Source organism: Kitasatospora sp. NPDC003701, assembly GCF_053587085.1.
Genome location: NZ_JBSFNM010000014.1, coordinates 14,170 through 34,858 on the forward strand (window position 1 = coordinate 14,170; position 20,689 = coordinate 34,858).

Here is a 20,689-nt window from a genome sequence, read left to right on the forward strand (position 1 = left end):
GGTGGCAGGACGGCGAGGGGGCGAGCGGGGGCGGGTCGGACCGTCAGCGCCCCAGCGCGTTACGGACCGTCAGTCCGTGGTGGCGGCGCAGTCGACGCATCTCCCACCAGGCCAGGGCCGTGACGGTGACGGGGGCGCCGAGGATGAAGACCGCCCGGGCGCCCGCCGGGACCTGGGGGTAGGCGCCGGTGGTCACGTCCAGGAGCGCCATCTCCCACACCAGGACACCGGCGAGGATCGGCGGCACCACCTCGTGGATGTCGGCGGTGCGGAAGACGTGCACCAGCGACAGGCCGATGCCGTAGAGGGCGAACCCGATCGACCACAGGCACAGCACGCCGATGGCGATCGTTCCCGGGAGCCCGACGGCGTCCCGGAGCCCCGCCAGCTCCGGCGCCATCGCGAGCGCCGCGGTGCCCATGGAGGCCATGATGGCCACGACCGCGCCGAGCGGGCGCAGCGCCCGCCGCAGGTAGACGCGCCGCAACCCGCCCCGCGCGGCCGCCACGAAGGCGCCGACCACCACCGGGAAGGTGCAGACCAGCACCAGGACGCTGGTCCAGCTCTGGTCGAGGCGTTCGTCGGCCACGGCCTTGACGTCGTCGGCGCTGACGACGGCCTTGTAGGTGACCGTCAGGCCCACCCAGGCGACGAGCCCCAGCACGGTCCGCCACAGTTGGAGCTTGCGGACCGCCGGATCGTCCACGACGCCGGGCCGCGACGGGCGGAAGGTCCGCTGGGCGGCGTAGAACGGATTGCGGATGCCGCGCAGGATCTTCCGCCCCCGCGAGGGCTCGACCGGCGGCGGAACCGGCGGGTAGGGCGACGCGTACGGGTAGCCCTGCGGCGGGACCGGCTGCGCGAACGGATACCCCGCCGGCGGGGCGTACGGGGATCCCGCCGGCGGGACCGGGGAGCCCTGAGCGGGCCACCCCGCCGGGGGCCCGCCGCCCGCCGGACCCCCGTACCCGCCCCCGCCGTATCCGCTCACGCCACGCACCCCCGCCGTCCTGCCCTGTCGATGCGACGCATCGTAGTCGGCCGCGCGCCAGGGGCCCGGACCGAAGGGCTCGTGCCCCTGGGCGCACGCCCGGCCCCGAGCCGACGGCGGTCGGTCAGGCCTTGCGGATGGAGTACGCGACGCCGCTGCCGGCGCAGCTGCTGCTGCTGGACGAGCCCGTGACGACCCAGCCCGCCGGAATCGGGGAGAAGGAGCACACGGTCGCGTAGTTCTGGTTGGCGACGTTGCCGATGGTGTAGGCGACACCGGTGCCGGCGCAACCGCTGCTGCTGTACGAACTCGTCACCACCCACCCCGCCGGAATCGGCGACATCGAACACACCGTGGCGTAGTTCTGGTTGGCGACATTGCCGATGGAGTACGCAACACCCGTACCCGCACAACCGCTGCTGCTGTACGAACTCGTCACCACCCACCCCGCCGGAATCGGCGACATCGAACACACCGTCGCGAAGGTCTGATTGGCGACATTGCCGATGGAGTACGCAACACCCGTACCCGCACAACCGCTGCTGCTGTACGAACTCGTCACCACCCACCCCGCCGGAATCGGCGACATCGAACACACCGTCGCGAAGGTCTGATTGGCGACGTTACCGATGGAGTACGCAACACCCGTACCCGCACAACCACTGCTGCTGTACGAACTCGTCACCACCCACCCCGCCGGAATCGGCGACATCGAACACACCGTCGCGAAGGTCTGCCCGCTCGAATCGGCGATGGTGTAGGCGACGCCGGTGCCGGGGCAGCCGCTGCTGCGGTACGAGCTCGTAATGACCCAGCCTGCCGGGATGGGGAAGTTGGAGCAGACGGTCGCGCTGCCGGCGAGCCGCTGCGGGGTCGCCTGTGCCTGCGCGGTTGCGGCGGTCAGCATGCCCAGCAGCAGCAACACGACCGTCACCAGGTTCGGGACGTTCTTCCGTATGGTCTTCAATTCCAGCCTCAATCCTCTCGATGCTCCACACCTGCGGTGGTGCAGCTGAGATGAACCATTCGCCCACTGCCTGTTCATCTCAGCTGAGATGGTGTCAGAGTTGTTCCAGGGAAACCAGAGTGCTGCGGATCACGTCCAAGGTCCCGCTGTCACCGCAGAAGGGTGGAGCTGCTCCCCGCGGTCCCGTCCCCCCTCACCCCTCGGGTGTCGTCGGTCGTGCGGATGGGCCGTCAGGAAAGGTGGCAGGGCGCCGTGGGAACGGTGGCGAGTGCCTGGGCGCGCAGCACGGCTGCCACACGGGTGACGGACTCCGCCGGCGGCTGGGGAAGGCGGGCCAGCAGCAGGCGCCGCCGTTCCCGGGGCCCACCGCGGACGGGCAGGACGCGCACCCCGGGCGGTGCGACGGAAGCGAGCGTGGCCGGCACCGTGGTCAGTCCGCAACCGGCGGCGACGAGCTGGAGCCTGGCCAGCCAGTCGCGCGCGGTGAGGACGATCTCGGGCCGCTCGTCCAGACCCGGCCACACACCCATCAGCCGGTCCGTCGATCGATGGCCGGCAGGCGGGCGAAACGTCCAACGAACCCGTGCGATCCGGGGGTTCGCGGCGGCCCGACCGCGTCGCGTCCGCCGCGGAGGGATCCCGGGCGCGCGCACGGGCGGTCCGCGGCGGCGGTCGGATGCCGGGCCGCGCTTTGATCACGGATTGATAACCGGTCTGGACTGAACTTCGGCGGCTGTTCACTTACCGGCTCTCTCACGGTGACGGTCCGATCGCCACGGCGCACCAGGCTCCTGCCGGTGCCGCCGACCGGCCGGCACCGTCCGCGTCCCGAGTTCCACGCCCGAGGAGCCCCCGTGCGCATCACCCCCGTCACCCGGACCGCCCTGGCCGCAGCCGCCGCCGCGGCCCTGCTGCCGCTCACCGCCCTGCCGGCCGCCGCCACCACCGGCCCGTACAAGGGCCTGCCGAACGGCACCAAGTCGGCCAAGACCCTGGTCATCGGCATCGACGGCACCCGCTACGACAAGCTGCTCGCCGCCGACGCGCCCAACCTCAAGGCGCTGATGAGCGGCGGCATGACCGCCACCAGCAACCTGTACGCGAACCCGCTGGCGCCGACCCTGTCCGGCCCCGGCTGGTCGAGCATCGCCACCGGCGTCTGGCCGGACAAGCACGGCGTGAAGGACAACACCTTCGCCGGCTCGCACTTCGACGCCTACCCGGACCTCGACACCCGCCTGGAGACCGCCGCCCCCGCCGCCTCCACCCTGGTCGTCGCGTCCTGGAACCCGATCGCGGACACCGTCTTCAACGGCCGCGCCGACCTGCGGATCACCGAGGGCGACAACGACGCGAAGGCCGCTTCGGACGCGTCCGACTACCTGGCGAACGGCAATCCCGACACCACCTTCCTGCACTTCGACGGGGTCGACGAGGCCGGTCACAGCTACGGCGGCGCCAGCAGCCAGTACCTGGCGGCCATCCACTCGGTGGACACCCTGGTCGGCCAGGTCGTCCAGGCCGTCAAGTCGCGTCCGACCTACGGTTCGGAGGACTGGCTGATCCTGGTGACCACCGACCACGGCCACACCGACGCGGGCGGCCACGGCGGCAACTCGGCCGTCGAGCGGCAGACCTTCGTGATCGCCGACGGCGCCGGCCACACCCCCGGCTCCACCCGGCAGGACGTCAAGATCGTGGACATCGCACCGACCGTCCTGGAGCACGAGGGCGTGGCGATCGACCCGGCCTGGCAGCTGGACGGCCGGCCGATCGACACCATCACGCCGGACGCCTTCGACAGCCTGCGTCCGAGCCTGCAGGCCCGGACGGACGAGACCGGCATCCCGGCCGGGGTGAAGGGCTGGACGCACACCCCGCCCAGCGGCTGGAGCATCGACAACTCGGCCATGCCGACCGGGGGCGTCACCGAGTGGCGCGGGTGGGCCTTCGCCACCGACGAGTTCTGGACGGCCGCCCAGCTGAACCAGTCCCGGGAGACGAACGTCCGGGCCCGCAACGTCTTCGCCGTCGCGGACTCCGACGAGTGGGACGACAAGTCGCACGGCACCGGCCAGTTCGACTCCACCCTGATCAGCCCGCGCTACTCCGTCGCCGGCGCCACCCGGGCCACCGTCTCGTTCGCCACGAACTACAAGATCGACGGCCCCCAGACCGGCGACCTGTACGTGGTCTTCGACTCCGGCACTCCGCAGCTGGTCAAGTCCTACCGCGCCGACCTGAACGGCTTCGAGAAGCTGACCGTGACCGTTCCGGCCGGGGCCTCCACCGCCCAGCTGCGCTTCCGCTACACCGGCACCAACAGCGCCTTCTGGACGGTCGACCAGGTCGCCCTCACCACCGGTTCCTGACCCTCCACCGGATCCGCTCCCCCCGCTGCCCGGGCGCCCTGCGCGACCCGCCCGGGCAGCACCCGGCCCGCTCGGTCCCGCCTCCACCCGGGCCCGGGCGAGGACGCGAACGGCGTGCGCAGCGGGCCGACCCCGGGTCGGCCGGGTGGATCCCGTAGGGTCGGCCAATGGCGAAGTACTTCGACGTTCACCCGCAGACCCCCCAGGCCCGCACCATCGGCACCGTGGCGGACAGCCTCCGCTCCGGCGCCCTCATCGCGTACCCGACCGACTCCTGTTTCGCCCTGGGCTGCCGTATGGGCAACCACGAGGGCCTCGAACGAATCCGCTCGATCCGGCGTCTCGACGACCGCCACCACTTCACCCTGATGTGCGAGAACTTCGCGCAGCTGGGGCAGTTCGTCCACGTCGACAACGCCGTCTTCCGCGCCGTCAAGGCGGCGACCCCGGGCAGCTACACCTTCATCCTCCCCGCCACCAAGGAGGTCCCGCGCCGTCTGATGCACCCGAAGAAGAAGACGGTGGGCGTCAGGATCCCCGATCACGTCGTCACGCAGGCCCTGCTCGCCGAACTCGGCGAGCCGCTCGTCTCCAGCACCCTGCTCCTGCCCGGCGAGGAGGAGCCGTTGACCCAGGGCTGGGAGATCAAGGAGCGGCTCGACCACGTGCTGGACGCCGTGGTGGATTCCGGCGACTGCGGTACGACCCCGACGACGGTCGTCGACTTCTCCAGCGGCGCGGCGGAGATCGTCCGGTACGGGGCCGGTGACCCCACGCGCTTCGAGTGACGGCACGGTCCGGCTGAGAAGGCCGTCGGGGTCGGGGCCGCCGGGGCCGGTGTCGGCGGCCGCGCCCACGACACCTGCGGGTCGGGGCAGCGCCGTGCCCGGGCCGTGCGCGCCCCGGCACCGGTGACCGTGCCCGTCCGGGCACACGCGATCCGTCCCGGTTGCCCGAACGACTGCGCGAGAAGGCTCGTCGACGCCTACCCGCTGGACGGCGCCCGTCCCGCGCGGGACGTCGTCCGCGGTGCGTGACGCGGCCTCCACGGGCGCGGCGGGGCGGGTCGGACGCGGTCACGGCGCCGCCGCGGATCCCGCGCCGGCCCCGCCCTCGCGCGCCACCCGGCCGCGCACGGGGGAACCGCAGGTCGGCGCACGAAGTCGTGTCCGGTGTGAACACAGACGAACCGCAGAACCGACCCGTCCGGCACCGCCTCAGCCGCAGGCGGCTGCTGCTCGGCGTCGCGGGAGGCGCGGGCGCCCTCGTGACCGCCACCGGAGCCGCGTGGTGGGTGCGACGGGACAGCGTCCGCGGCCCCCGGATCTGGAGCACCACGGCCCCGGGCGGGCGGGTCGTCCTTGCCGCCGGCCCCCAGGAGAGCCTCTACCTCTCGGGGTACGACGGCAAGGTGAGCGCCCTCGACCCGCGCACCGGTGCTGTTCGCTGGAGCAGGACGGCCGACACACCCGACGCCGCCGACGGCTACGGCGGATGGCCGCTGGCCGCGGCGGACGACGTGGTGTGCGTGACCGCCCCGACCCGCCTGCAGGTCCTCACCGCGGCGACCGGGCAGGTGCGCTGGGAGCTGCCCGTGCCCGACTGGCGCGACTTCGCGTGGCAACCGGCCCCCGCCGTCGGCGGCGGCATCGTCCTCGCGACCGATGGGACCCGCCTCCACGGCCACGACGCCGCCGGCGGCGATCTGCGCTGGAGCAGTCCGCCGACCGTCTCGGGGGCTCCGGTCGTCGCCGGCGACAGCGTGTACGTTCCCGGCCGGTCGACGGGGCTCCTCGCGTTCGACGCCCGCAGCGGCGAACAGCGCTGGGAGCAGAGCGCCGTCCGCACGGTGCAGGTCCACGGCCGCCCCACCGTCCACCGGGGCGTCCTCCACCTCGCGGACCACGACGCGGCACTGGCGAACCCGGCCGTCCTCGCCCTGGAGCCGACGACCGGCCGGGTGCTCTGGCGGCGCTCGCAGTCCCACTCGCTGACCTGCCCGCCGTCGGTGGCCGACGGGGTGGTCTGCCTGCTCAGCGGGAACCTGCTCACCGCCCTGGACGCGGACAGCGGTGAGACCCGCTGGACGGCCACCACCGCCGCCGGCCTCGGCCGCGGTGAGAGCTCCATGACCGCCGCCGACGGCACCGCGTACGTCGGGACGAACGACGACTGCCTGTACGCCTACGACCTCGCGACCGGGCGGCTCCGCTGGCAGGACGAGCCGGACCACCGCACACCCGACACCGCGTACACCCGCGTCTCGCTCGCCGCCACCGGCACGACCGTCTACCGCGGCAGCCGCACCGGTGTCCACGCCCTCGGCAGCCTCCCGACCGTCTGAGACCGCAGGTCCTAGGGCCTGTCTTCAAACTCCCGTCGTCCGCCCGGAGGGCGGGCGGTGCGGCGTTGGGGTGCGTGCATCGCAAGGCGGAGGATGGAGCCACTGCGGTGGGGGCACCTCCCGGCCGGAGGCTGGGGGCCATTGGCGACTGACGACAACGCGGCGTGGGGGTACCTCCCGGCCGAAGGCTGGGGGCGTGCGTGCCCTGGGGGCACCTCCCGGCCGAAGGCTGGGGGAGCGTCGCACCGCAGGCGGGAGTTTGAAGACAGGCCCTAGGCCCCGCGCGGGGCGGGCGGCAGGTGGAAGCCCACCTCGGCACCGCCCCCGGGGGCCTCGGCGGCGAAGACCTCTCCCCCGTCAGCGGTGACCAGGTCGTGGACGATGGCCAGGCCGAGCCCGGAGCCGGGCGTCGACTGGGTACCGGCGGCCCGGTGGAAGCGCTCGAAGACGGTCTGCCGCTCGGCGGGGGCGATACCGGGCCCGCGGTCGCGCACGGCCAGCCGGCCGCCGCCGACGAGGATCTCCACCGGGGTGGCGTCCGGGCTGAACTTGACCGCGTTGCCGACCAGGTTGTCCACGCAGCGCAGCACGGCACGCGGCCGGGCCAGCACCGGTACCGGGCGCTCGACGGTCACGGTGATCTCGCGCCCGGTGCGGCGACGGAAGCGTGCGGCGCTCTCCTCCGCGACCGCGGGCAGGTCGACGGCCTCCGGGTCCTCCCCCGTCTGCCGGTCGGTGGCCAGTTCGACGAGCTCGCGGACGAGCTCGTCCAGGGCGACGGTCTCCGTGACCAGGGTCGCCAGGACCTGTTCCTCGTCCTTCGGGTCGAGCCGGCCGCGGGCCCGCTGCAGGAGCTCGGCGCTGCCGCGCACCGAGGTCAGCGGGGTGCGCAGCTCGTGGCTGGCGTCCTGGACGAGGCGCTGCTGTTGTTCCCGGGAGCGGCGCAGGGCGCCGACCATCGCCTCGAAGGCCCGGGTGAGCCGGCCGACCTCGTCGCGTCCGGCGGCGGGCAGCGGGGTGGCCAGGTCGCGGGTGGTGGTGATGTGCTCGGCGGCGCGGGCCAGCCGGCGCACCGGGCGCAGGATCCGGCCGAGGACGAGCCAGCTGAGCAGCGCCGACACGACGGCGGCCGCCGTACTGGTCCAGGCGATCCGCCGCAGGAACGCGTCGTCGACCTGCTCGGCCCCGGCATAGGTCTGACCGACCATCACCGCTCCCCCGCCGCCCGGGCGGGCCTTGGTGAGGATGCCGTACGGGGTACCGGCGACGGTGACGTCCTCCTGGTGGGCGCCCTGCCCGGTACGGGCCACCTCCAGCGCCCGGGGCGACACCGGCAGGGCCGGGCTCGGCGGCGGGGCGAGCCCGGTGGGCGGGACGAGCGGGGTGAGCTGCTGGACGGTGCCGTCGGGAAGCAGCAGCTGCTCGACCGTGTCGGGCCGGGCGGCCGGGTGGCGGGCGGTGTCGAGGGCGGCGATCACCGTGTCGGCCCGGTCGTCGAGACCGCGGTCGAGCTGCTCGGCGACCAGGTCGCTGACGCCGCGGTAGGCGGAGGTGACGGGCACGGCGATCGCCAGCAGCACCGCGGCGATCACGAGGAGGCCGATCCTGGTGCGCAGCATCAGGCGGACCGCACGGTGTAGCCGACGTTGCGCACGGTGTGGATCAGCCGGGGCAGGCCGCCCTCCTCGCTCTTGCGGCGCAGGTAGCCGATGTAGACGTCGAGGGAGCGTGAGTCGGTGTCGAAGTCGAATCCCCAGATGCGCTCGTAGATCTGGTGGCGGGTCAGCACGGTGCCCTGGTTGCGCAGGAGGAGTTCGAGCAGGTCGAACTCGGTCTTGGTGAGGTCGAGCGGGTGCGGCCCGCGGTGGGCCTGCCGGGCGGCGGTGTCCAGGGTGAGGTCGTCGAGGGCGAGGACGGTCCGGTCCTCGCCGCCCGGCTGGACGGTGCGGCGCAGCAGGGCGCGTATCCGGGCGAGCAGTTCCTCGGTGGCGAAGGGCTTGGCGAGGTAGTCGTCGGCGCCGGCGTCGAGTCCGGCGACGCGGTCGCCGAGTTGGTGACGGGCGGTGAGGACCAGAACGGGCAGGCGGTCGCCGCGCCGGCGCAGCATCCGGCACAGGGCGAGGCCGTCGAGCCGGGGCATGACCACGTCCACCACGGCGAGGTCGGGGCGCTGCCGGTCGAGGAGTTCGAGGGCCTCCTGCCCGTCGGCGCTGGTGAGCACCCGGTACCCCTCGAAGCGCAGGAGCTGGTCGAGGGTGTTGCGGACGCCGGGGTCGTCCTCGACGACCAGGACGGTGCGCCCGGTGGCGATCGGATCTGTCATGGTGTCATCTTCGCTGGTGGTGGGCGTGGTCGTGCCGGGCGGGGGTGTTCGGGCCCGCGGGGGTGTTCGGGCCCGCGGGGGCCGGCCGGGTGGGCCGGCGGCCGGGTCAGCGGGTGGTCGGGGTGACGGCGATCGGCGGGACGGCGGCCAGGCAGGAGGTGTCGCCGGTCTCGCCCGTGCGGATGAAGTGGGTGGCGACGGTGAGCGCGCAGCCGGTGGAGTCCATCTCCGGGATGTGGCCGGTGTTGGGCACGGAGACGAAGGTGCTGTGGCGGAACTGGGCTGCGGCCAGGCGGGAGTTGGCGGCCGGGGTGTTGGTGTCGAGGTCGCCGGAGAGCACCAGGACGGGGACGTCGGGCAGGTCGAGGTCGAGCTTCTGGGGCTGGGCGGTGCCCCGGCGCGGCCAGGTCAGGCAGGAGTCGGCGCCGTCGGTCTGCCCCTCGGTGTAGCCCTTCACGCTGAACGCGCCGAAGTCGGCCGGGTCCGCGGCGGCCAGGGCGCGCTGGTACTGGCGGCGGCGCTGCGCCAGGGGGGCGTCGTGGTCCCAGGCGCGGTTGTAGTCGTTGCAGGTGACGGCCAGGTAGGAGGCCTGGTCCTCGGTGGAGGCGTGCTCGGTGTCGGCCCGGACCAGCTCGGTGAGCGGTCCGTCGTCGCCGGCGGCGGCGCGGTGCAGGGCCGCGGGGAGGTCGCCGAGCAGGGTCGGGGCGGTCGGGTCGATGCCGATGCCGCGGCTGGCGGGCTCGTAGAGGAGGTCGGCGAGCTTGTCCTCGGTGAACACGTAGCCGCGCCGGGCGCCGGCCACCGTGACGTCCAGGGTGATCGGGCGGGTGCGCAGCCGGGCGGCGACGGTGGCGAGGTCCCGGACTGCGGTGTCGGGGTCGCAGGCGCCGCTCCGCTCGCAGATCCGGCGCAGGGTCAGGGAGATCTGCTGGGCGCCGGGGCGGGCCAGCGGGTCGAAGGCGAGCGGGTAGGCGCCGGAGAGCACCATCGACTCGACGCGCCCGGGGTGCCGGTCGGCGTAGACCGGCATCAGGTAGGTGCCGTACGAGAGGCCGTACAGGACGAGCTTGGGGGCGCCCAGGCGGGCACGGGCCGCGTCGATGTCGTCGGCGGTGGCGGCGCTGGTGTAGCCGCGGGCGCGCGGTCCCAGCTCCTCGGCGCAACGGGCGACGGCCTTGTGCTGGCCGGCGCGCGGGGCCAGCTTGAAGTCCGCGTCGGAGACCCCGCACGGCACCCGGCCCGAGAAGCCGGTGCCGCGCGGGTCCAGCAGGAGCAGGTCGTGGTCGTCGAGGACGTCCTCCAGGGCCTCGGTGAGCTGCCCGGTGCGGCTGATGGCGGTCTCGCCGGGGCCGCCCGGGTTGAGCGCGATGGTGCCCGCGGCCGGACCGGGCCGGGTGTGGCGGACCACGGCGTAGGCCACGTCGACGGTGCCCAGGCGCGGTTCGCCGTCCACCAGGGGGCGGCGCATGGTGGCGCAGTCGACGCGGTGCCCGGGGGCCGTGGGGCACCAGGCGGGCTTGGCCGGGGCGGCGGTCGCGGTGGGCGTGGTCGCCATCGGGAGCACCGTGGCCAGCACGGCGAGCGCGCCCGCGGCCAGGGCGGTACGGCGGCCCCGGGCGGTGGTCGTCGCGGTGGCAGTCGCGGTCGTCGTCGTGGTGGCCTGGTCGGTCGTCATCGGTGTGCCTTCCGTGCGCTCTCGCGCCGCCGTGCCCTCCCGCGTTCTGCGGTCGGTGCGAGAACGACACTGCACGGCGCGGGTCAGCCGTTCGGCAGAGCGACGGCAAAGGCGTGTAAGAACGTGTCCGTGAACGTCGGGTGCCGCTCGGCATGGGCACGGGCATCCCGGCGGCGAGCGGGCGGCGGTTGCATTTGTGGCGCGCGTGCAACTATTGTTTCGGCATAGATTGCTGCTGCAATCACCTGCGGTCCGCCTCCTCTCCGCCCGCCGATCCGACCGGGAGTCCGCCATGAGCACCACCCTCTTCGCTCCATTCACCCTGCGGTCGCTGACCGTGCCCAACCGGGTCTGGATGCCGCCGATGTGCCAGTACAGCGCCGCACCGGACGGCGCGGAGGCGGGTGTCCCGACGGACTGGCACTTCTCCCACCTGGCTGCGCGTGCGGCCGGCGGCACCGGGCTGATCATCACCGAGGCCACCGCCGTCAGCCCCGAGGGGCGCATCTCCCCCTACGACCTCGGCCTGTGGAACGACACCCAGACCGAGGCCTTCCGCCGGATCACCGCGTTCCTCACGGCGCACGGCACCGTCCCGGCCATCCAGCTCGCCCACGCCGGGCGCAAGGCGTCCACCGAGCGCACCTGGGTCGACCGCGGTCGCGCCCTCGCCCCGGAGGAGACCCACGGCTGGCGGCCCGTCGCGCCCGGCGCCGTCCCCTTCGAAGCGGGCCGGGTCGCCCCGGAGGAGCTCACCGCGGAGCAGATCGGCGAGATCGTCCGGCAGTTCGCGGACGCCGCCCGGCGCGCGCTCGACGCCGGCTTCCGGGTCGTCGAGATCCACGGCGCCCACGGCTACCTGATCCACGAGTTCCTCTCCCCCCACACCAACCGCCGCACCGACGCCTACGGCGGCTCCTTCGAGCGCCGGATCCGCTTCGCCCTGGAGGTCGTCGACGCCGTCCGCGCGGTGTGGCCCGAGGAACTGCCGATCTTCTTCCGGGTCTCCGCCACCGACTGGCTCGCCGAGAATCCCGAGGACGAGCGCGAAGGCTGGACCTCGGAGGACACCGTCCGGCTGGCGAAGGAGCTGCACGCCCACGGCGTGGACCTGCTCGACGTCTCCACCGGCGGTCTCGTGCCGGACGCCCGGATCGAGGCCGGCCCGGGCTTCCAGGTGCCGTTCGCCGAGGCGGTGCGCAACGCGACCGGCATGCCCGTGGCGGCCGTCGGCCTGATCACCGACCCCGCCCAGGCCCAGCGGATCCTCGCCGACGGCAGGGCCGACGCCGTCCTGCTCGGCCGCGAGCTGCTGCGCAACCCGTACTGGGCCCGCCACGCCGCCGCCGCGCTCGGCGGCGAGACCGCCTCCCCGGTCCAGTACCACCGGGCTTAGGCGCGAGGCCGGTGGTACTGGTGTCGGCGCCCCCTCGGTCGTGGTGCGGCACCGGGGCTGCCGGTGCGGCCACTCCCGCGACCCGGGCCTTCGGCCGGCCGGCCGCCGGTCAGACGGCGCCGAGGGCCTGACTGATCGCGTCGGCGGCTTCCACCACCTGGCGGACGAGGGAGTGCCTGGTGGTGGACGCCGGTGTGTCCGGGTCCTCCCGCAGCAGGGAGGCGGGGCCCCAGAGCGAGATCGCGGCGGCCACGGTGCCGTGCGCGTCGAGTACGGGCGCGGCGATCGACGCCCGCCCCAGGGCCCGCTCCTGGATCTCGGTGGCGTAGCCGTTGCGTCGGACGGCGTCGATCTCCGCGTCGAGGTCGGCGTGCGAGGTGAGGGTGTACTCGGTCTGGGCGTCGAGGGTGGAACCGAGGAGTTCCTGTCGTTCGGCCGCCGAGGTCTGGGACAGCAGGCACTTGCCGATCGCGGTGGCGTGCAGCGGCACGGTCTGGCCGGCCTGGGTGTAGGCCTTGGGCGCGCGGGGGCCCTCGAAGTTGCAGAGGAACATCAGCGCGCTGCCGCGACGGACGCCGACGTTGGCGCCCAGCCCCGTGTTCGCCGCCAGTTCCTGCAGGACCATGCGCGAGGCGCGGTGCACCGGGTGCCGGTTGGCGGCGACCGCGGCCAGGGGGAGGGTCCCGAGCCCGAGCCGGTACAGGCCGCTCGCCGGGTCGCGTTCGACCAGGTCGAGCTGTTCGAGGGTCGCCAGCAGCCGTGAGGTGGTGGAGGGCCCGAGCCCGGTGCTCGCGGAGACGTCCGACACGCGGCGGTCGGGGTTCCCCTCCCCGAGCGCCCGCAGTACCGCGACGGCGCGTTCCACACTCTGGTTGGTGCCCTGTTCCGGCGGCATGACTGAGGCCCCATCTCTGCATCTCGATTGCGCTGGGTGGAACAGACTAGCGAGTTCGAGCTGTCGGGGACACACCCCGGGTGTTCGGCGGGCGGTGACGACCGGCCTCGGGGTGGGACAGCCCCCCGACCGGTCGCCCGGCGGCTAGCCGTAGGCGCGCAGGGCCACGATCCGGGCCTCGGCCGCCCCGTTGGTGGCCTCCACCGTGACCCGCAGGGCGTTGGCCTTCCGCGGGGTGAAGTCGTGCACCCGGTGGCGGCGGCGGTTGCCCCCGACGTCGACCAGGGTCTGCCACCTTCCGTCGTGGAGGGTCTCCACCCGGTAGTCCCGTACCAGCTCGGGCATGGTCTCGAACGGGGTGCGGTGTCGGTGGAGGTTGTTGAGGGTTTCGTCCACGTCGTCGTCGAAGACCAGCTGTACGCGGCCGAGGGTGACGGGTGCGTCCCAGTCCAGGCGCAGCCATTCGCCCTGTGCACCGCTCTGTGCCTGCCACATCTGCGGTCCGCCGTAGGGGCGCTGGTACCCGCCGACGGCCTTGGCCGGGGCGTAGGCGAGGGTCTCGGCGCCGAGCCGGAAGCAGAGGCACTTGCGGCGCAGGCCCCGGGCCGGCCAGTCGGCGACCGGCTGGCCGCCGTCCTCGGGGATGTCGTGGTCCACGCCGTGTTCGCCGGCCAGTTTCCGGGAGAGGACCAGGACGCCGGTGCGGCGGGTGTGCGCGAGGTGGAGTGCGGCCCGGTCGTTGGCGCGGACGACCACCACCGCGTTGCCCGGGGCGGCCGGGTCCCACTGGAGCCCGGTGTCGATCCACTGCTGCTCGCCCCGGGGGACGGCCACGGTCCGGGCCAGCAGGAGGCCGGCGGGGACGGCGTTCTCGGGGCGGCCGGTGTCCCGGAGTTCGATGTGCAGGTCGGTGGCCGTGTCGGCGTCGACGAGGAGTTCCAGGCCGTCCAGCCGTGGGTCCACCGGCAGGACCAGTGCGAGGTCCCGGTCGAGGGGAAGGCGCTCGGTCGGCACGTCCGGGGAGGGTTCCACGGCCAGCCGGTTCAGCGTGCTGGAGGCGCTGACGCGTGCCGAGCGGGCCAGGTCGTGGGGGTCGTCGTTGCGTACGCCGATCACGGAGGCGTCCTGGCGCAGGAGCGTCTGCTGGAGTTCGCGCCGGCCGGCGAGTCGGCGGGGGGTGAGGCCGTCGCGCACGCACAGGGCGGCGCCGGTGCCCGCGGCTTCGCCGAGGGTGGCGCAGGTGGCCATGACGCGGGTGGAGCCGAAGGCGAGGTGGGTGGCGGAGATGTTGCGTCCGGCGAAGAGCAGGTTCGCGACGTTGCGGGAGTAGAGGCTGCGGAAGGGGATGTGGTAGATCCCGTCCGAGTAGTGCTGGACGGCGCCGGGGCTCCGGGCGTACATGCCTTCGGCCGGGTGGAGGTCGACCGACCAGCCGCCGAAGGCGACCCGGTCCTCGAAGGGCTCCTGCGCCATGATCTCGGTCTGGGTGAGGACGTGGTCGCCGAGGAAGCGGCGGTACTCGCGTTTTCCGGGGACGGCTCCCACCCATTCCAGGGTGAGGTTCTGCGCGTCGAACTTCCCGGAGTTCTTGATGTGGTGCCAGATGCCGTGGATGGCGGCCCAGAGTTCGTCGCGGATGCGCTCGTTGTCGTGGACGGTGTCGAGTTCGCCGCCCCATTCGATCCACCAGTAGTCGCACCCGTTGTCGCCGGTGCGGATCAGCCGGTGCTCGGGGATGGAGGTCGTGAGGATGTCCTTCGCGAACGACGGGGGGACGAACTTCACCGGGCGGCCGGCGTCCTTGGTGTAGAAGAGGATCGTGGAGCCGAGGAGTGCGCGGTCCGGCTCGGCGGGGGCCCACTGCTCGCCGTATTCGGCCTGCGACTCCCGGCCGATGCGGTGGTCGGCGCCGGCCAGCGCGCCGACCAGGCCGTCGCCCGTGCAGTCCAGGAACATCGTGGACCGGAAGGTGGTGAGCAGTTCGGAGCCCATCGTCCAGCCGGTCACCGAGGTGATGCGGCGCTCGTGGGGCGGGCCGTCCGCGGCCGCCTCGCGCACGTCGGTGTTGAGGAACAGCCGGATGTCGTCCTCCGCGAGGACGGCGTCCAGGACCACCTGGTCCCAGTAGTAGGGGTTCCCCTCCGGGTTGCGGAACTGGTTCTCGGTGTAGAGCTCGCCCATGATGCCGCTCTCGCGTGCCCAGCGGTGCGTGCCGTGCGCGGTCGCGCCGCACACCCAGACCCGCACCTCGCTGCTGGAGTTCCCGCCGAGGACGGGGCGGTTGTGGACCAGGGTGACGGTGCGACCGAGGCGTGCCGCCGCTATCGCGGCACAGACACCGGCGAGACCACCGCCTACGACCGTGATGTCGCTCCGGACGGTGTCTTCGCGCATGGCTGTCCTTCTTCGGTGAGCGTGGATGTCGGCCGGGGTTCCGGAACCTGCCCGATCGGGCCGGGTCAGCCCTTGATGAGCGTGCGGACCTGGTCGCCGGCCTTCTGCATGGCGTCCTTGGGGGTGGCCTGGCCGACGAGGACGGCCTGCACCTGCTGGGCGACGGCGTCGATGATCTGGGCGTTCTTGGCGTAGGACCAGAACGGCCCGGGGGTGGCGGTGCTGGTGATCTTCGCGGTCCACGCGCTGGTGAAGGCGTCCGAGGTGACCTTGGGGTCCGCGAGGCCGGCCTTGGTGGTCGGCGGGAGCCCGAGCTTGGCGAAGTAGTCGGTGACGGTGCCCTGGTCCGAGGAGGTGTGCAGGGCGAACCGCGTCGCCGCGTCGGAGCCGGGGCCCTGGGTGACGACGAGGACGTGGCCCCAGAGGAGCGCCTGCGGGGTGTCACCCGCCTTGAGGACCGGGCGGGAGAAGGGCGCCATGGCGGCGGCGAGGGCGTCCTTGTCCTGAGCCGTGGCCAGGGTGGCGGCCTTGCCGACGATGGCGTCGTCGTAGAAGCCGACGGTGCCGCGGCCGAAGAGCGCGCGGGCGTCGGCCCGGCCGACGTCCGGCGCGATCAGCTTGGCGTCGTAGAGCTTCTTGTACCAGGTGACGGCGTCGATGGAGGCGTCGTCGCCGATCGACACGGTGCCGCTGTCCTTGATGACCGGGCAGCCGAAGGTCTTCATCCAGGGAAAGAGGTCCTGCATCTGGGCGACCTTGGTGGAGGCCGCGTACGGCGTCACGCCGGGCAGTTCCTTGAGCGCGCGCAACGCGTCCTCGAACGCCGCGATCGTGGTCGGTTGCTGTCTTGCCCCGGCTTTCTCCAGCAGGGCCCGGTTGCCGATCAGGCCGATGGCACCGGTGGTCCAGGGCAGACCGAACTGGACGCCCGTGTACTGGCCGCTCTTGAGGCCGGCCTCGGTGTACCCGCCGCGGGAGGCGACGGAGGTGAGGTCGACGAGCTTGCCCGTCTGGGCGATGGCGGCGAGCCAGGCGATGTCGAGCTGGACGGCGCCGGTGACCTGGCCGCCGTTCAGCTTCAGGGTGAGCTGCTGCAGGTACTCGTTGAAGGGGATCGCGGTGGTGGTGATCTTCGACTGGTTGCTGCTCTCCCAGTTGGTGACGATCTGCTGGATCTGGGCCTTGCTGGTCGCCTCGTTGAGGGACCAGGAGGTGAAGCCGAAGTCCTTCGACTGCTTGTCACCGCCGGTCGGGCTGCTGCCCGAGGGTGCGCAGGCGGCCAGGCCGGCGGCCGCGAGGGTTCCGAAGCCGAACAGCTTGAGGGCGTCGCGGCGGTTCATCGAGGGCGAGGACATGGGAGCTCTCCTGGGTCTGGAGGGAGTGGGAGGGGGAGGTCAGCTCTTGACGGCGCCGGCGGTGAGGCCGCCGACGAGGAAGCGCTGGAGGAAGACGAAGGCGGCGACGACGGGCAGCGAGACGACCAGGGAGGCGGCCATCAGGGCGGGCCAGGCGGTCTGGAACTCGCCGGTGTAGGTGTTCACCAGCCCGGGCGGCAGCGTCATGGTGGCGTTGTCGGAGAGGGTGAGCGCGAAGATGAGGTCGTTCCAGCCGCGCACGAACGCGAAGAGCCCGGCGGCGATCATGCCCGGGGCGGCGAGCGGGGCCACCACGGTGTGCAGGGTTCGCCAGTGGGAGGCGCCGTCGATGGAGGCGGCTTCCAGCAGTGCGTCGGGGATGGTGTCGAAGATGCCCTTGAGCATCCAGACGCACAGCGGCATGGTGAACGTCGTGAACGAGAGGATCAGTGCGGTGTAGCTGCCCAGCAGGCCGAACCGGCGGAACACCGCGTAGAGCGTGATCAGCAGCAGGGCCTGCGGGAACATCTGCGAGGCGAGGACGAAGTTCATCAGCGAGGTACGCCCGCGGTAGCGGAACTTGGCGAACGAGTAGCCCATGTAGGTCGAGACGACGACGCTCAACACCGCGGTGAGGCCGGCGACGATGACGCTGTTGACCATGTAGTGCAGGAGCGCGCTGTTCCCGGCCAGGGCCCGGAAGTTCTCGAAGGTGAGGTGCTCCGGTACGAACGAGGGCGGAAAGCGGAAGACCTGGTCGGCGGGGCTGAGGGCGGTTGCCAGCATCCAGTAGAGGGGCAGCATCCCGAACAGTCCGATCACCGCCACCGCCGTCCAGGCGGCCACGGAGGAGCGGACGCGGTCCGGGCGGCGGTGCGCTCGCGTCCTGGATGCTCCGCCGCGCTCAGCGGGTGCCGGCCGGACCGTGTCGGCGGCCGGCTCAGCGACCGGTTGTGTCGTCATGGTCAGTCGGCCTCTCGCTGGGAGAGCCGCAGGTAGACCGCGACCAGGCCCAGGAGCAGGAGCATCCACAGCCCGCCGAGCGCGGTGGCGTGCCCGAGGTCGAAGCCCCGGAACGCGTCGTCGTAGACCGCGACGGCGAAGGTCCGGGTGGCGTTCGCGGGTCCACCACCGGTGAGGACGTAGATGGTGTCGAAGTGCTGGAAGTTCCAGATGAACTCCAGCAGGAGGGTGATCGCCGCGATGGACCTGATGCCCGGCCAGGTGACCGCGAAGAAGCGGCGGATCGCGCCGGCTCCGTCGACGGAGGCCGCCTCGTGCAGTTCGGGGGGCAGGGTCTGCAGGCCGGCCAGCAGCATCACCATGATCCAGGGGAAGCTCGTCCAGGTCTTGGTGACGATCACCGCGATCATGGCGGTCGCCGGCTCACCGAGCCAGTTGACGGATTCGCCGATGAGGCCGGTCCTGAGCAGGGCGCCGTTGAGGACACCGTAGTTGGCGTTGAAGATCCACATCCAGAGGAAGGACACGACGACGCCCGGGATCACCCAGGGGAAGAGGAACAGTCCCCGCAGGAACCCGCCCCCTCTGATCCCCGAGTTGAGCGCGAGGGCGAGGGCGAGCCCGATCACGAAGGGCGCCAGCGTGGCGCCCGCGGTGAACACCAGCGTGTGCCGGAGGATCGGCCAGAACCCCTCGCCCAGGATGTCCGCGTAGTTGCCCAGGCCGACGAAGGTGCGTCCGGGAAGCCGCAGGTCCTGCTGGAAGAAGCCGGTGACCAGCGAGGACAGCAGCGGATAGAGGACGATCGCGGCGAAGAGCGCGAGACCCGGCAGGGTCAGCAGGACGGCGAAGGTCCCCTGGGACAGCGTGCGTCGATGCTCGTGAACACCGGCGGACCCGGCAGATGTCATGACTGGCTCCTCGGAGAGTGGGTGGTGGGCCCGAGCCCGAACGGAGCGGCGAGGCCCCGGAACGGGCGCCGGCCAACCCTCTGTCGCCGCCGGCGCCCGCCACGGGGTGGCACCCCACCCGAGCGGCACCACCCTGATGCAACGTGCGAAGGTTCGTTGCACTATGTGGAATCGTTTCCCGCATATTGCAGTGGTGTCAACCCCCGTGCACCCTGCCCGGCGAATTCTGGACGAACGCATCACTGGCGGCTCCGCGGGGCCGGCACCCCCCGGACGCACGGCAGCGACGCCGTCCGGGAGCAGGGGCCGCGAGGCCCGCTCCGCCGCCGTGGAACGCGCCGGCGGCCGGACCGGGAGCCGGATTTCCTCCAGTAGGCGCCCGCCGCACCGGCCGCACAAGCTCGTTTAGATCACGGCACAGCCGGTCGCAGCGGGTCACAGCCGGTCGCAGCGGGGAGCGCAACCCTGTGCCCTCGTGCCGCCGCCCGCGGGACACCGGTGCCCCCACCGGCCTCCCGTCGCCACGACCGGCCACCGTCGGGGCGTCGCCTCCGCCACCCGGCACGGAGGCGACGGCCGTACCCCGAGCGCGAGCCGTCACGGCGAGGGCACGCCCACACGGCGCCCCGGAAATTATGTTGCGCATATGCCTTGCGCTATGTGCATTCCCGGCCCAACTATTGCGGCCACGCCTCCTACGGCTCCCCCACAACACCGCCTCGCGGCACTCCCGCAGCGGCGGCGAAGGAGATTTGAAATGTCCCCGTCACGCACCCGTACGGCTCGCCGTCCGTTCGTCCCCATCGCCGTCCTCGCGACGCTCACCATCGCGGTCCCCGTGATCGCGAACCCCTCGACCGCAGCCGCCACCGTGACCACGGCCGCCGGCCCCGGGTACACCCTCGTCTTCAGCGACGACTTCAACGGCACCGCCGTCGACACGGCCAAGTGGAACTACCGCACCGACAGCAAGGAGCTGAGCACTCAGCTGCCGGCGAACGTCACCGTCGGCGCTGGATCCATGGCGATCAACCTCAAGAAGCAGCAGGTGGGCACCGTCGCCTACACCGGCGGCGGGCTCATCACCAAGAAGGCCTTCCGCTACGGCTACTACGAGACGCGTGCCAAGCTGCCCGCCGCGGACGGCTGGCACAGCTCCTTCTGGGCCCAGGCCGGCGACGGCACCACCACCGCTCCCGCGAACCGCCGCACGGAGATCGACGCCGTGGAGGTGGACTCGAACACGTCCGGGCTCAACAACCAGGGCATCTGGGCCTGGAAGGAAGCGGACAGGAACGTCAGCCGCTGGGCCCCCTCGTTCGGCTTCGACTCGGCGGCCGGCTGGCACACCTACGGCTTCGACTGGAGCGAGAGCGCCGTCAAGTTCTACGTCGACGGCCAACTCGTCAAGACCGCCCCCTACAGCCCCGACCGGGGCAACCACAACGACGTCAACATCTGGCTCACCTCGATCGCCAACAGGCCCGTCGACGAGAGCGCACTGCCGGACAAGGCGCAGTACGACTACGTCCGCTTCTACCAGAAGGACTACTACGTCGACAACGACACCTCGGCCGCCTACGGCTACTCCGAGTCGGGCACCTGGTCCCAGAGCACCGAGCGCGGCTACACCGTCGAGAACACCTCCCGCTCCACCAAGACCAAGGGAGCCACCGCGACCTGGCGGCCCAAGCTCGGTGAGAACGGCCAGTACGACGTCTACGCCTACATCGTCGGCACCGGCAACGACCCGGCCGCCCGGTACGACATCGTGCACCAGGGCGTGACGACCACCAAGACCGTGGACACGCGGGTCGCACGCGGATGGATCTCCCTCGGCCGCTACACCTGTGACCCCTCCAGCACCCAGGTCAAGGTCACCGCCTCCGGCACCGGGGAGACCCACGCCGACGCCGTCAAGTTCGTCCGCGCCACCGGCTGACACACCCGCCCAGGAGCCGAAAGACTCCTGGGCCAACCGCTCCCCGGAACGGAACGGCAGAAGTCCTGCCCGTGATGCACGACATGAGGGCACTTCCCAGCGGTGCGGGCGTCACATCCGGCCTTCGGGCCACCTCGCGGTCCGCCCACTCCTTCGTCCCA

Annotated in this window: 15 protein-coding genes and 1 pseudogene; 5 read left to right on the plus strand and 11 right to left on the minus strand. The window is 72.4% G+C overall.

Features of this window, described 5'->3' with window-relative positions; all coding sequences use genetic code 11:
- Positions 1–43: 43 nt before the first annotated feature.
- The 3 genes and pseudogenes from ACWDRR_RS15655 to ACWDRR_RS15665 all read right to left on the minus strand — a co-directional run.
- Positions 44–991 (minus strand): hypothetical protein, encoded by a 948-nt coding sequence (locus ACWDRR_RS15655; RefSeq protein WP_449772722.1) that lies wholly within the window; start codon positions 989–991, stop codon positions 44–46.
- Positions 992–1,115: 124 nt separating this feature from the next.
- On the minus strand, positions 1,116–1,958 hold the full coding sequence (locus tag ACWDRR_RS15660) for a hypothetical protein (RefSeq protein ID WP_449772723.1): 843 nt from the start codon (positions 1,956–1,958) through the stop codon (positions 1,116–1,118).
- Positions 1,959–2,188: 230 nt separating this feature from the next.
- Positions 2,189–2,536, minus strand: a pseudogene (locus ACWDRR_RS15665) (LysR substrate-binding domain-containing protein); the annotation flags it as partial.
- 276 nt (positions 2,537–2,812) lie between these two features.
- Here ACWDRR_RS15665 and ACWDRR_RS15670 point away from each other — a divergent pair.
- From ACWDRR_RS15670 to ACWDRR_RS15680, 3 genes are all read left to right on the plus strand, one after another.
- Positions 2,813–4,330 carry an alkaline phosphatase family protein gene (locus ACWDRR_RS15670; protein ID WP_449772724.1) on the plus strand — a complete coding sequence of 506 codons (1,518 nt, stop codon included), beginning with the start codon at positions 2,813–2,815 and terminating at the stop codon, positions 4,328–4,330.
- Between the two features lie 167 nt (positions 4,331–4,497).
- Complete coding sequence (locus ACWDRR_RS15675) at positions 4,498–5,118, plus strand: L-threonylcarbamoyladenylate synthase (RefSeq protein ID WP_449772725.1); 621 nt, start codon at positions 4,498–4,500, stop codon at positions 5,116–5,118.
- A 386-nt stretch (positions 5,119–5,504) separates the two neighbouring features.
- On the plus strand, positions 5,505–6,674 hold the full coding sequence (locus tag ACWDRR_RS15680; RefSeq protein ID WP_449772726.1) for an outer membrane protein assembly factor BamB family protein: 1,170 nt from the start codon (positions 5,505–5,507) through the stop codon (positions 6,672–6,674).
- A 272-nt stretch (positions 6,675–6,946) separates the two neighbouring features.
- Here ACWDRR_RS15680 and ACWDRR_RS15685 read toward each other — a convergent pair whose 3' ends face one another.
- The 3 genes from ACWDRR_RS15685 to ACWDRR_RS15695 form a co-directional block, all read right to left on the minus strand.
- Positions 6,947–8,293, minus strand: coding sequence for a HAMP domain-containing sensor histidine kinase (locus tag ACWDRR_RS15685; RefSeq protein WP_449772727.1), 1,347 nt, complete (start codon positions 8,291–8,293; stop codon positions 6,947–6,949).
- A complete protein-coding gene (locus ACWDRR_RS15690) occupies positions 8,293–8,997 on the minus strand; it encodes a response regulator transcription factor (RefSeq protein ID WP_449772728.1) in 705 nt (234 codons plus the stop codon). The genes ACWDRR_RS15685 and ACWDRR_RS15690 overlap by 1 nt, the downstream gene beginning before the upstream one ends.
- A gap of 106 nt (positions 8,998–9,103) precedes the next feature.
- Complete coding sequence (locus ACWDRR_RS15695; RefSeq protein ID WP_449772729.1) at positions 9,104–10,672, minus strand: alpha/beta fold hydrolase; 1,569 nt, start codon at positions 10,670–10,672, stop codon at positions 9,104–9,106.
- 292 nt (positions 10,673–10,964) lie between these two features.
- On the opposite strand from ACWDRR_RS15695, the gene ACWDRR_RS15700 reads away from it, so the two are divergent.
- On the plus strand, positions 10,965–12,068 hold the full coding sequence (locus tag ACWDRR_RS15700; protein WP_449772730.1) for an NADH:flavin oxidoreductase/NADH oxidase: 1,104 nt from the start codon (positions 10,965–10,967) through the stop codon (positions 12,066–12,068).
- Between the two features lie 109 nt (positions 12,069–12,177).
- On the opposite strand, the gene ACWDRR_RS15705 is transcribed toward ACWDRR_RS15700, so the two are convergent.
- The 5 genes from ACWDRR_RS15705 to ACWDRR_RS15725 all read right to left on the minus strand — a co-directional run bounded on the left by ACWDRR_RS15705 (position 12,178) and on the right by ACWDRR_RS15725 (position 18,586).
- Positions 12,178–12,963, minus strand: coding sequence for an IclR family transcriptional regulator (locus tag ACWDRR_RS15705; protein WP_449772731.1), 786 nt, complete (start codon positions 12,961–12,963; stop codon positions 12,178–12,180).
- Between the two features lie 144 nt (positions 12,964–13,107).
- Positions 13,108–15,426: an FAD-dependent oxidoreductase gene (locus ACWDRR_RS15710; RefSeq protein WP_449772855.1), complete on the minus strand. Its 2,319-nt coding sequence runs from the start codon at positions 15,424–15,426 to the stop codon at positions 13,108–13,110.
- A complete protein-coding gene (locus tag ACWDRR_RS15715) occupies positions 15,423–16,712 on the minus strand; it encodes an ABC transporter substrate-binding protein (protein ID WP_449772732.1) in 1,290 nt (429 codons plus the stop codon). Before ACWDRR_RS15715 ends, ACWDRR_RS15710 begins: the two co-directional genes overlap by 4 nt.
- Before the next feature lie 39 nt (positions 16,713–16,751).
- A complete protein-coding gene (locus tag ACWDRR_RS15720) occupies positions 16,752–17,558 on the minus strand; it encodes a carbohydrate ABC transporter permease (protein WP_449772733.1) in 807 nt (268 codons plus the stop codon).
- A 119-nt stretch (positions 17,559–17,677) separates the two neighbouring features.
- Positions 17,678–18,586 carry a carbohydrate ABC transporter permease gene (locus ACWDRR_RS15725; protein ID WP_449772734.1) on the minus strand — a complete coding sequence of 303 codons (909 nt, stop codon included), beginning with the start codon at positions 18,584–18,586 and terminating at the stop codon, positions 17,678–17,680.
- Between the two features lie 757 nt (positions 18,587–19,343).
- Between ACWDRR_RS15725 and ACWDRR_RS15730 the strand changes: the two genes are divergently transcribed.
- On the plus strand, positions 19,344–20,528 hold the full coding sequence (locus ACWDRR_RS15730; RefSeq protein ID WP_449772735.1) for a family 16 glycosylhydrolase: 1,185 nt from the start codon (positions 19,344–19,346) through the stop codon (positions 20,526–20,528).
- The last annotated feature ends 161 nt before the right edge of the window (positions 20,529–20,689 follow it).

What these genes read in the sequence shown, in the direction of transcription:
- ACWDRR_RS15690 (WP_449772728.1), bottom strand. Translation starts at nt 8,997, where the DNA reads ATGACAGATCCGATCGCCACCGGGCGCACCGTCCTGGTCGTCGAGGAC.
- ACWDRR_RS15700 (WP_449772730.1), top strand. Translation starts at nt 10,965, where the DNA reads ATGAGCACCACCCTCTTCGCTCCATTCACCCTGCGGTCGCTGACCGTG.
- ACWDRR_RS15730 (WP_449772735.1), top strand. Translation starts at nt 19,344, where the DNA reads ATGTCCCCGTCACGCACCCGTACGGCTCGCCGTCCGTTCGTCCCCATC.
- ACWDRR_RS15715 (WP_449772732.1), bottom strand. Translation starts at nt 16,712, where the DNA reads ATGTCCTCGCCCTCGATGAACCGCCGCGACGCCCTCAAGCTGTTCGGC.
- ACWDRR_RS15675 (WP_449772725.1), top strand. Translation starts at nt 4,498, where the DNA reads ATGGCGAAGTACTTCGACGTTCACCCGCAGACCCCCCAGGCCCGCACC.
- ACWDRR_RS15705 (WP_449772731.1), bottom strand. Translation starts at nt 12,963, where the DNA reads ATGCCGCCGGAACAGGGCACCAACCAGAGTGTGGAACGCGCCGTCGCG.
- ACWDRR_RS15695 (WP_449772729.1), bottom strand. Translation starts at nt 10,672, where the DNA reads ATGACGACCGACCAGGCCACCACGACGACGACCGCGACTGCCACCGCG.
- ACWDRR_RS15685 (WP_449772727.1), bottom strand. Translation starts at nt 8,293, where the DNA reads ATGCTGCGCACCAGGATCGGCCTCCTCGTGATCGCCGCGGTGCTGCTG.
- ACWDRR_RS15725 (WP_449772734.1), bottom strand. Translation starts at nt 18,586, where the DNA reads ATGACATCTGCCGGGTCCGCCGGTGTTCACGAGCATCGACGCACGCTG.